Origin of the sequence: Pseudomonas sp. (genome assembly GCF_049653025.1) — a bacterium.
Lineage (GTDB): Bacteria > Pseudomonadota > Gammaproteobacteria > Pseudomonadales > Pseudomonadaceae > Aquipseudomonas.
Genome location: NZ_JBASFM010000023.1, coordinates 13,646 through 24,672 on the forward strand (window position 1 = coordinate 13,646; position 11,027 = coordinate 24,672).

Sequence of the window (11,027 nt, forward strand, 5' to 3'; positions counted from 1 at the left end):
ACGGCGCAACGCCCCCTTCCAGCGGAGGGGCTATGGCCAATCAGTTATGCAGAGCGATTTAGCTGAGCGAGGCGCGCGGCCGTACGGCGAGAATCGCCTCGGTGCGGCTGGAGACGTTGAGCTTGGAATAGATGTTTTTCAGGTGCCACTTGGTGGTGGACAAGGCAATCCCGGTCTTGTCGCTGATCTGGGTGTTCGACAGGCCGCTGAGCAGGCACTCGAACACTTCCACTTCGCGCCCGGTCAGCAGGTGGGTGGACAGCGGGCTGGTTTCTGGCAGCTGTTGCGCCGGCTGGAAAAACTCAGCGTAGTGCTCACGGTACTTCTCCGGAACGCTGAGCAACCCGGCCTGCGCCAGGCTCAGCACGCCCGCACCGAAACCCGGTGCTTCATCAAAGACCGAACGGTTGATATTGACGATGCCGTAGGTCTCGACCAGGCCACCCAAGGCCTCCAGTTGCTGGCTCTTGCTCTGCGCCGGGGCCGCCAGCACCAGACGGTTGGCTTCGACGATCAGCAGCCGCGCGCGCATCTCGCTTTGCCGCAATGAGGCCGCCAGCACTTTGAGAATCCGCTCGGCCTGGGCCTGCGCGCCGCGCGCGCGCAGCCAGTAGACGCAGGCCAAGCCCAGGCGCTCCCAGTTTTCGTCATAGGGCTGTGCGGTTTGCCAGTCGCCCGCTTGCAAGCGTTCGGCCAGGCCATAGCGCTGAGCCACGGTATCCATGGCAGCACTCTTACCGCTCAGGTACGCCTGGCGCATGCTTTCCTGGGCCACCTGGCTGACAAAGCGCGCGTAGTTGCCCAACTGCAGAATGCACGACAATTGGTCGAGCAAGCGGCTGGCGCGCGCCGTCTGCTGCTGCCGATGTAGCAGCCGCGACAAGGTGATGTAGACCGTGGCAATCGCCTCGGTGGCCGAGGACGAGTTGACCATTGCCATCAGCTCGTCACACAGCTGCTGCGCCTCGACCAGCTGATTCTGCTCATACAGCACCACCACCATCGCCGTCGCGCGGTTGACCCAGGCCGGGGCGGCTTTGTCGGTGCGCAGGTAATCGCTGCACACCTCTTTGCGCGCATGAGTGGCGCGCCCGGCATTGCGGTGGCAGAGCGCGATGATCAGATCGGTGTAACTCTCCAGAAAGCTGTGCCCGCACTGCGCGAGCAACTGTTTGGACTCGCTGGCGAAGCGGATGGCGTCCTGCAGGCGCGCCGCCAACAGATGCCAGTAGGCAATCACCACCAGGGTGCAGGCACGGATTTCCAGGTCCTGGCCTGGCCCGAGCAATTCACGCCAGGCGGATGGCAGCACAAAGTCCTTGTCCTGCTCGAACAAGCCCAGCAACAGCGCCAGAAACTGCCGGGTAGCCGCTTCTACAGGCATTCCAGTCGGGCCGCTGCCGAGGGTGTCGAGCAATTCCAAGTAGTAATGCGCCTGATGAAAACGCCGCGACAGCGACAGCGCTGCGACCAGCCAACCGAGCAACTTGGGTTGCGCCAACAGCAACGCCTCCGGCAACGGCTCCAGCCAACGCAGGATGTCGCCGAACTGGCCACTGCGTACCCAGCTGGCGCAACTGCCTTCGAGCATGCCGAGAAAAATCGTCTGCTCGCTGCAACGCTGGGCATGCTGCAAGGCCTGCTCATGCTCGCCCAGGCTCAGGTAATAGTCGGCGGCGCGGCTGTGCAGCTGATCCAGGCGTGCATATTCCTCGACCAGCAGGCGGCGACAGAGAAAATCCTGCAACAGGGCATGGAAACGGAACCAGCCCGGCTGGTTCTCCACAGGCAACAGGAACAGCTGGCGTTCGGCCAGTTCCTCAAGCAGCAAAGCCGAGCCCGTGCGCTGCATGACATAGTCGCAAAGCGCACCATCGAAGCGCTCGAACAGGCCGCTGCAGAGCAGGAATTCGCGCAGGTGCGGCGGCAACTGGCGCAGCACCACATGGCCGAAATAATCGACGATTTCCGGTTGGCTGCCGTTGAACCGCTCTAGCGCCTGGGTACCAAAACGCGCATAGGCCAGCAGAGCAATCTTCACTCCGGCTACCCAGCCCTCGGTCATACCCAGCAGGCTACCGACATAGGCATCGCTCAAGGCATGCCCGCCCAAGTGCGCGTTGAGCTGCTGCACCTGCACGGGTGACAGACGCAGATCGTGCTGGTCGATGCACAGCAGGCGGTTTTCCAGCTTCAGCTGGCTCAGGGAAAAGCCAGGGTGGTTACGGCTGGCCAGAATCAGCCGCACATTGGCCGGCAACTGCGCAAGCACGCTGGCCACCACCTCGAGGATGCTCGGGCAATCGATCCACTGAAAATCGTCCAGCACGATAAACAGCGGTTGCTCAATCCGCTCCAGCGCGTCGCTGAGCAGATCACTGAGCAGTTGCGGCGACAGGCTGGCGGCCACCGCCAAGGGGTTGAACCAGGACGTGTCGAAGTCACTCACCTGGGCGCGGATGCTGTCAGCCAAACGGCGAAAAAAACACAGAGGGTCGTTGTCCCGCGCTTGCAGCGGGTAATGCACCACCGTCGCCGCACAACGGGCGCGCCAGTGTTGCAACAGCGTCGATTTGCCCGAACCGGCCGGAGCCAGCAGTAAGGTCAGGGAAAAGCGTTCACTGCGCGCCAGCAGTTCCAGCAAGCTTTCGCGCAGCACACCATTGGCCAGCAGCACGAATGGCGGTGGATGATCCATACGCAGGCACCCTTGTCAGGCGTCGATTTATTATTTTCACGCTGTCAGGCGCAGCGCTTGGCGGTGGATGCTAGCGCCTGCGCGCCCTCAGACTTTGAAGTGCGTCATGTTTTGCCGGCCGCTAACCAAAGGTTTGCCCACAGCCATACGCGCCAGAGAATTTGGCGAGGCGATGGAGGGCGATTGGGGAGAAATGAAGCAACCTGGCGGACAAGCTCGCCAGGTTTTAAGAACGGCTTAGAGTGCCGCCAGACCGCGGGCCAGATCCGCCTGCAAGTCCACTAGGTCTTCCAGGCCGACCGCGACGCGGATCAGGTTGTCGCGGATACCGGCGTTAGCACGCTCGGCGGGGCTCAAACGACCGTGCGAGGTGGTCGCCGGATGGGCGATGGTGGTCTTGGTGTCACCGAGGTTGGTGGTGATCGAAATCACCCGCGTGGCATCGATAAAACGCCAGGCCGCCTCTTTGCCGCCCTTGACCTCAAAACTCACCACGGCACCGAACGCGCTTTGCTGGCGCTTGGCCAATTCATGCTGCGGGTGGCTGGGCAAGCCGGCGTAGTAGACATGTTCGATGCCTGGCTGCTGCTCCAGCCACTGCGCCAATTGCAGCGCGCTGGCGCAATGCGCTTGCATACGAATGCGCAGGGTTTCCAGACCCTTGAGGAAGATCCAGGCGTTAAACGGGCTGAGCGTCGGCCCGGCGGTACGCAGAAAACCTACCACTTCGGTCATCAGCTTGGCCGAGCCTGCGACCACACCGCCCATGCTGCGGCCCTGACCGTCGATGTACTTGGTCGCCGAATGCATGACCACGTCGGCACCGAGCTTGAGTGGCTGCTGCAACGCCGGGGTGCAGAAGCAGTTGTCCACCGCCAGCAGCGCGCCCTTGCTGTGGGCGATGTCTGCCAAGGCAGCGATATCCACCAGTTCGGCCAACGGATTGGATGGCGACTCGACAAACAACAGCTTGGTATTGGCCTTGAAGGCAGCAGCCCAGCCATCCAAATCCGCCAGCGGCACGTAGTCGACCTGCACGCCAAAGCGCTTGAGGTACTTCTCGAACAGGCTAATGGTCGAACCGAATACGCTGCGCGACACCAGCACATGGTCACCGGCGCTGCACAGGCTCATGACGATGGCCAGAATCGCCGACATACCGGAGGACGTCGCCACCGCCTGCTCAGCCCCTTCCAGGGCAGCGATGCGCCCCTCGAAGGCGCGCACAGTCGGGTTGGTGTAACGCGAGTAGACGTTGCCCGGCACTTCACCGGCAAAACGCGCGGCTGCATCGGCCGCGGTGCGGAACACATAGCTGGAGGTCGGATAGATCGCCTCGCTGTGCTCACCTTCCGGCGAGCGGTGCTGACCGGCACGCACCGCCAGGGTATCGAAACCGACGCCGTCGAGATCGCTGTCCAGACGCCCGGCTTGCCATTCAATCGTCATTGCCAATCCCCTCAACCGGCCCGCCGTAACGGCCCGGGCTGCAACCTAGTTGTTGTACAGGTCGATAATCGCGCTGACCGCCTGGGACTTGATCTTCGAGGCGTCATTGCGCGCCTGTTCGATCTTGTTCAGGTACGCCTCGTCGACGTCACCGGTGACATATTTACCATCGAACACCGCGCAGTCGAAGTTCTCGATCTTCACCTTGCCGCCACCGACCGCCTCAATCAGGTCCGGCAGGTCCTGATAGACCAGCCAGTCGGCACCGATCAGTTCGGCGACTTCCTCGGTGCTACGGTTGTGCGCGATCAGCTCGTGGGCGCTGGGCATGTCGATGCCGTACACGTTCGGGTAACGCACCGCCGGCGCAGCCGAGCAGAAGTACACGTTCTTCGCCCCGGCTTCGCGGGCCATCTGGATGATCTGCTTGCAGGTGGTGCCACGGACGATGGAGTCGTCCACCAGCATCACGTTCTTGCCGCGGAATTCCAGCTCGATGGCGTTGAGCTTCTGCCGCACGGATTTCTTGCGTGCCGCCTGGCCCGGCATGATAAAGGTGCGGCCGATATAGCGGTTCTTGACGAAGCCTTCGCGGAACTTCACGCCCAGGTGGTTGGCCAGCTCCAGCGCCGCCGTGCGGCTGGTATCCGGAATCGGGATGACCACGTCGATGTCGTGCTGCGGACGTTCGTGCAGAATCTTCTCGGCGAGTTTCTCGCCCATGCGCAGGCGCGCCTTGTACACCGAGACGCCGTCGATGATCGAGTCCGGGCGGGCCAGGTAGACGTGTTCGAAGATGCATGGAGTCAATTTGGGGTTGGTCGCGCACTGACGGGTATAGAGCTTGCCGTCTTCGGTGATGTACACCGCTTCACCCGGCGCGAGGTCGCGAATCAGAGTGAAGCCGAGCACGTCCAGCGACACGCTTTCCGAGGCGATCATGTATTCCACGCCTTCGTCGGTATGACGCTGGCCGAAGACGATCGGGCGAATGCCATTGGGGTCGCGGAAGCCGACGATGCCGTAACCGGTGATCATCGCCACCACCGCGTAACCGCCCAAGCAACGTTTGTGCACGTCGGTGACGGCTGCGAACACGTCATCCTCGGTCGGCTGCAACTTGCCGCGCTGGGCCAGTTCATGAGCAAACACGTTGAGCAGCACTTCCGAGTCGGAATTGGTATTCACGTGGCGCAGGTCAGACTCATAGATTTCCTTGGCCAGTTGCTCGACATTGGTCAAGTTGCCGTTGTGCGCCAGGGTGATGCCGTACGGCGAGTTGACGTAGAACGGCTGCGCCTCGGCCGAGGTGGAGCTGCCCGCCGTCGGGTAGCGCACGTGGCCAATACCCATATGGCCAACCAGGCGCTGCATGTGGCGTTGCTGGAACACGTCACGCACCAGACCGTTGTCCTTGCGCAGGAACAGACGGCCATCATGGCTGGTGACAATACCGGCAGCATCCTGGCCGCGGTGCTGGAGGACGGTCAGCCCGTCATACAGCGCCTGATTGACGTTCGATTTACCGACGATACCGACAATGCCGCACATGTGACGCAACCCCTACTCAATGAAACGGAAGATTCTTAACAGACCAGGCCTGCTATGCGCTTAGGGCAGTTTAGGCCCCGACAGCGCCTCTTTGAACGGTAACTCAACCGGTGCCGTAACACCGCTGGCAAGCCATTGACTGGACATGCCGAGAATCAGGTTTTTCGACCAATCGGCCACCATCAGAAAATGCGGCAACAGCGCCGATTGCTGCCACCAACTGTCTTGCTGCACCGGAGCCAGGCTGATCAACCCGACCAGCACCACGACCAGCAGGCCGCCGCGCGCCGCGCCGAAGACCATGCCGAGAAAACGATCAGTACCCGAGAGGCCGGTGACACGAATCAGCTCGCCGATCAAGAAGTTGACCAGGGCTCCAACCAGCAAGGTGACGACAAAGAGAATGGCGCACCCGGCGATCACACGCGCCGAGGGCGTTTCGATAAAACCGGCAAGGTGCTGCGACAGCGCGCCGCCGAACATCCAGGCGACCACACCGGCAATGATCCAGGTGAGCAACGACAGGGCTTCCTTGACGAAGCCACGGCTCAGGCTGATCAAACTTGAAATGGTGACAACGGCGATAATCGCCCAATCGACCCAGGTGAATGCCACGATGCAGGTTACCGACGGGAAAGGCGCTGCATTTTAACAGAGCGCCTGTCTCGGGGTAAGCAAAGGATTAAGCGACCGCTGAAATGCAGGATCGCAATGCACATGGAGCAGCGACTGTCCTGGCTGCACAGCGTGCACAACCAGGCCAGCGCCCAGACAATCAGCCCGCTTCTGGCTGGAAACGCACCACGAAACCGTTGAGTTTGTGCTGGCGATTGAGCTGATCACGCAGGCGATCCGCTTCGGCGCGTTCAATCAGGGGGCCGACGAACACCCGGTTCATGCCGTCCACGCTACGGATATAGGCGTTATAACCCTGGCTGCGCAGGGTTTTCTGCAGGTTCTGCGCGCCATCGCTACTGGACAGGCTCGCCAACTGCACCGACCAGCTGATCGGCAGACTGTTGGCGTCCAGCTTACTCGGCGCAGGCTGAGGCGGCGTTACAACAGGTTCAGGCGCTGCCGTGGGCACAGAGGGAGTGATTGGCGCAGCCGGTTGCTCGGCCACAACGGGCCGATCTGGTTCCAGGCTTTGCGCAGCTTCGGCATCAACCGGCTCATCCGGCAACAATTGCGGCTCCGGAACGGCAACCGGTTGCAGCTCGACTTCCGGCATAGCCGGCGCGGCAGGCATCTCAGGCGCATCGACCAGCACGCGGCGCGATTCATCTTCACGCGACAGCAGCATCGGCAGGAAAATCACTGCCAGCGCCAACAATACCAGCGCACCGACCATGCGCTGCTTCAATCCTTTATCCAGCAAAGCCATCCTGCACGCCCCCATTGGCTTGGCGGGCCAGCCAATCCAGGGCCTCGGCCACGCAGTAGAAAGATCCGAACAGCAGTATTTCATCACCACTCGCGGCCTGCACACACTGAGCCTCAAGCGCAGCCTGCACACTGGCATGTGCCGTCACCTGGGCACCACTGTTGTGCAGACAAGCCTGCAACTCGGCGGCACTACGCGTGCGGCTGGTCGGCAAGGCCGCCACAGCCCATGCCGCGACCTCACTCAGCAGCGGTGCCACCACGCCGGGCAAGTCCTTATCGGCAAGCAGACCGAAAACCGCCAGGCGCTTACCCGACAGCGGCCTACTGGCCAGGCGCTGGGCCAGATACTCGGCGGCATGGGGATTATGCCCAACATCGAGCAGCAGGGTGAGTGACTTACCCTGCCAATTGAGCATTCTGCGGTCCAGTCGCCCAGTCACCCGAGTGCGCTGCAAGGCACTAACAAGCGACTGCGCCTGCCAAGGCAGCTGCAGCACCGCATACGCCTGCAAGGCCAGGGCCGCGTTTTCCATCGGCAGATCGAGCAGTGGCAGCTGTTCCAGACGCAGAACTTCGCCCAGATGATTCAAACCATACCAGGACCAGCCCTGCTCACCAACGCTCAGGTCATAGTCACGGCCGCGTAGATAAAAGGGGCTATCGAGTAACGCCACCTGATCGAGCAACGGTTGCGGCGGCTCCAGGTCGCCACACAGAGCCGGCTTGCCGGCGCGAAAAATACCGGCCTTTTCAAACGCCACCGACTCGCGGGTATCGCCCAGCCAATCGGCATGGTCGATGCCGATACTGGTGACCAGAGCAACGTCGGCATCCACCAGATTCACCGCATCCAGACGACCACCGAGGCCCACTTCAAGCACCAGGGCATCCAACCCCGCCTGCTGAAACAGCCAAAAGGCCGCCAGGGTGCCCATTTCGAAATAAGTCAGGGAAGTTTCGCCGCGCGCCGCCTCAACCACGGCGAAGGCCTGGCAGAGCATGGCGTCGCTGGCTTCTACGCCAGCAATCTGCACACGCTCGTTGTAACGCAACAGGTGGGGTGAGCTGTACACCCCGACCTTGAGCCCCTGCTCTTGCAGCAGTGAGGCGAGAAAAGCACAGGTCGAACCCTTGCCGTTGGTACCGGTGACCGTGATCACCCGTGGCGCAAGCTTGGTCAGACCAAGCCGCTGCGCCACTTCCCGGGAGCGCTCCAGGCCCATATCAATGGCGCTTGGATGCAGCTGCTCGAGGTAGGCCAGCCAATCGGCGAGGGAACGTTCGATCATGCAGTGGCCGGCACGGCTACAGGCGACGGCAGCCCCATAAACTGGGCCAACAGACGCGCCAGGCGCGGACGCAACTCGGCGCGATGAATGATCATGTCGATGGCACCGTGCTCCAGCAGGAACTCACTGCGCTGGAAGCCTTCCGGGAGTTTTTCGCGCACGGTCTGCTCGATCACCCGCGGGCCGGCAAAACCGATCAGCGCACGGGGCTCGGCGACAATCACATCACCGAGCATGGCCAGGCTGGCGGACACGCCGCCATACACCGGGTCGGTCAATACCGAAATAAACGGAATACCCTCTTCGCGCAGGCGCGCCAGCACGGCCGAGGTCTTGGCCATCTGCATCAGCGAGATCAGTGCTTCCTGCATGCGTGCGCCGCCGGATGCGGAGAAACACACCAGCGGGCAACGCTGTTCGAGCGCGGCATTGGCGGCACGCACGAAACGCTCGCCAACAATTGCGCCCATCGAGCCGCCCATAAAGGAGAACTCAAAGGCGCAGGTGACGATCGGCATGCCTTCCAGGGTGCCACGAATGGACACTAGGGCATCTTTCTCGCCGGTCTGCTTCTGCGCGCCAACCAGGCGATCCTTGTACTTCTTGCTGTCGCGGAATTTCAGGCGATCGACCGGCTCGAGGTCTGCCCCCAGCTCTTCGCGACCCTCGGCATCGAGGAAGATATCCAGGCGCGCACGCGCGTCGATGCGCATGTGGTGATTGCACTTGGGGCAAACATCCAGGGTCTTTTCCAACTCCGGCTTGTACAACACCGCGTCGCATGACGGGCACTTGTGCCACAAGCCTTCCGGCACCGAACTCTTTTTGACCTCGGAACGCATGATCGATGGGATCAGTTTGTCTACCAACCAGTTGCTCATGCTCTTGACTCTCCAAAGCGGTTAACCGGCCGACCTGTGGACTATGCGACCAGGCCTGGCCGGGAAAATTCATGAGTGCAGTCGCTTCAGGGGCCTGCGCATTGCCGATGCGAAATGCCTAGCGCGCAACCCGCCACCTTGTATAACGATTGCCTACAGCGTTCATACTTACTGCAACAGGGTTATGGACGGCCAAGCCTACAGCGCCGTCACATCGACCCGCGCTGCGCCTCAGCCGGCTTTTACCGCCTGCATAAACGCGCGAATCTTCTCGGCATCTTTGATGCCCTTCTGCGCCTCGACACCGCCGCTGACATCCACCGCGTACGGCCGCACCTGGGCGATTGCCGCAGCAACGTTGCCGGCATGCAAACCACCAGCGAGGATGATCGGCTTGGCCAGGCCCTGCGGCACCAACGACCAATCAAATGTTTCACCCGTGCCGCCAGGAATTCCTGGCACATAGGTATCGAGCAAAACCCCGGACGCATTCTGATAACGCTCGACCTGGGCGGCAATGTCATCACCCGGTTTGACCCGCAGCGCCTTGATATAGGGCCGCTGAAAACCGTCGCAGTCAGCCGGGCTTTCGTCACCGTGGAACTGCAACAGGTCGAGCGGCACCAGCTCGAGAATTTCATTGAGCTCGCAGCGGCTGGCGTCGACAAACAGTCCTACAGTGGTCACGAACGGCGGCAATTGGGCGATGATCGCGCGCGCCTGCTGCGCCGTAACGGCTCGCGGACTCTTGGCATAAAACACCAGGCCAATCGCATCCGCGCCAGCATCCACGGCCAACAATGCGTCTTCTATCCGGGTAATGCCACAGATCTTGCTGCGAACGGCTGTCAACAGGATGACCTCAACAAATTCAGTTAACGCCGGATGCTAGCAAATAGCCGCTCAGGCGTCAGCCGCCACATCCGGCAAGCCGGAGAGAAAATGCGGCCCCAGGTAGCGCTTGGGCAGGTCGAACTCCGGCGGATAATCGACCTGCACCAGGTACAGCCCATAGGGGTGCGCTGTCACGCCACCCGTACGCCGCACGCGGGTTTCCAGCACCTCTTGTGCCCACTCGGTCGGCCGCTCACCCGCACCGATGGTCATCAGCACGCCGGCGATGTTGCGCACCATATGGTGGAGGAAGGCATTGGCGCGGATGTCGAGCACGATAAACCGCCCGTGTTGGAGTAACTCCAGGTGATGCACGGTCTTGATCGGCGACTTGGCCTGGCACTGGCGCGCACGGAATGCGCTGAAGTCATGGGTGCCAATAAACGCCTTGGCAGCCTCGCGCATGCGTTCGACATCCAGCGGCCGATGGTTCCAAGTCACTTCCTCGGCCATATGGGCCGGGCGGATCTGGTCGTTGTAGATCACGTACCGGTAGCGCCGCGCCTGAGCGCAGAAGCGCGCATCGAAATGCGCCGGCATCGACTTGGCCCAGGTCACGCTGATATCGCCGGGCAGGTTCATGTTCGCACCCATGACCCAGGCGTGCATGGAGCGCTCAACCGGCGTCGTGAAATGCACCACCTGAGCACTGGCATGCACCAGGGCATCGGTGCGCCCCGCGCAGCTCAGCACCACCGGCGCGCCACCGGCGACTTTTGACAGGGCTTTTTCCAGGGATTCCTGAATCGAAGGCACGCCCGCCCGCTGACGCTGAAAGCCGCGATAACGCGAGCCTTTGTATTCGACACCGAGGGCGATTTTGAAAACGCCAACGGCAGCCGAAGCGGCTGCCGTTGTAGTGAGACCATCAGACATGTA

9 protein-coding genes are annotated in these 11,027 nt (G+C 61.7%); all 9 read right to left on the bottom strand.

From position 1 onward, the window contains the following. Positions 1-58: 58 nt before the first annotated feature. Positions 59-2,698 carry a LuxR C-terminal-related transcriptional regulator gene (locus WBK23_RS18245; protein WP_424485350.1) on the bottom strand — a complete coding sequence of 880 codons (2,640 nt, stop codon included), beginning with the start codon at positions 2,696-2,698 and terminating at the stop codon, positions 59-61. A gap of 237 nt (positions 2,699-2,935) precedes the next feature. Further along, positions 2,936-4,147 carry an O-succinylhomoserine sulfhydrylase gene (locus WBK23_RS18250; protein WP_424485351.1) on the bottom strand — a complete coding sequence of 404 codons (1,212 nt, stop codon included), beginning with the start codon at positions 4,145-4,147 and terminating at the stop codon, positions 2,936-2,938. Positions 4,148-4,192: 45 nt separating this feature from the next. Continuing rightward, the gene (gene purF / locus WBK23_RS18255; protein ID WP_424485472.1) at positions 4,193-5,698 is read right to left on the bottom strand and encodes an amidophosphoribosyltransferase; all 1,506 of its coding nucleotides are present in this window, start codon (positions 5,696-5,698) and stop codon (positions 4,193-4,195) included. A 60-nt stretch (positions 5,699-5,758) separates the two neighbouring features. Beyond that, positions 5,759-6,313, bottom strand: a complete 555-nt coding sequence (locus WBK23_RS18260) for a CvpA family protein (RefSeq protein WP_424485352.1) — start codon at positions 6,311-6,313, stop codon at positions 5,759-5,761. A gap of 160 nt (positions 6,314-6,473) precedes the next feature. After that, positions 6,474-7,082, bottom strand: coding sequence for an SPOR domain-containing protein (locus tag WBK23_RS18265; RefSeq protein WP_424485353.1), 609 nt, complete (start codon positions 7,080-7,082; stop codon positions 6,474-6,476). Beyond that, positions 7,066-8,373 carry a bifunctional tetrahydrofolate synthase/dihydrofolate synthase gene (gene folC, locus WBK23_RS18270; protein ID WP_424485354.1) on the bottom strand — a complete coding sequence of 436 codons (1,308 nt, stop codon included), beginning with the start codon at positions 8,371-8,373 and terminating at the stop codon, positions 7,066-7,068. The genes WBK23_RS18265 and folC overlap by 17 nt, the downstream gene beginning before the upstream one ends. Next, positions 8,370-9,254, bottom strand: coding sequence for an acetyl-CoA carboxylase, carboxyltransferase subunit beta (gene accD, locus WBK23_RS18275; RefSeq protein ID WP_424485355.1), 885 nt, complete (start codon positions 9,252-9,254; stop codon positions 8,370-8,372). The genes folC and accD overlap by 4 nt, the downstream gene beginning before the upstream one ends. Positions 9,255-9,485: 231 nt before the next feature. Further along, entirely contained in the window at positions 9,486-10,106 is a 621-nt protein-coding gene (locus WBK23_RS18280; protein ID WP_424485356.1) for a phosphoribosylanthranilate isomerase, read from the bottom strand. A 51-nt stretch (positions 10,107-10,157) separates the two neighbouring features. Continuing rightward, positions 10,158-11,024, bottom strand: coding sequence for a tRNA pseudouridine(38-40) synthase TruA (gene truA / locus WBK23_RS18285; RefSeq protein WP_424485357.1), 867 nt, complete (start codon positions 11,022-11,024; stop codon positions 10,158-10,160). Positions 11,025-11,027 lie beyond the last annotated feature (3 nt).

Bases quoted from the DNA above. Each gene is read 5' to 3' on its own strand.
- WBK23_RS18245 (WP_424485350.1), bottom strand. From the start codon at position 2,698: ATGGATCATCCACCGCCATTCGTGCTGCTGGCCAATGGTGTGCTGCGC.
- WBK23_RS18250 (WP_424485351.1), bottom strand. From the start codon at position 4,147: ATGACGATTGAATGGCAAGCCGGGCGTCTGGACAGCGATCTCGACGGC.
- purF (WP_424485472.1), bottom strand. From the start codon at position 5,698: ATGTGCGGCATTGTCGGTATCGTCGGTAAATCGAACGTCAATCAGGCG.
- WBK23_RS18265 (WP_424485353.1), bottom strand. From the start codon at position 7,082: ATGGCTTTGCTGGATAAAGGATTGAAGCAGCGCATGGTCGGTGCGCTG.
- folC (WP_424485354.1), bottom strand. From the start codon at position 8,373: ATGATCGAACGTTCCCTCGCCGATTGGCTGGCCTACCTCGAGCAGCTG.
- accD (WP_424485355.1), bottom strand. From the start codon at position 9,254: ATGAGCAACTGGTTGGTAGACAAACTGATCCCATCGATCATGCGTTCC.
- truA (WP_424485357.1), bottom strand. From the start codon at position 11,024: ATGTCTGATGGTCTCACTACAACGGCAGCCGCTTCGGCTGCCGTTGGC.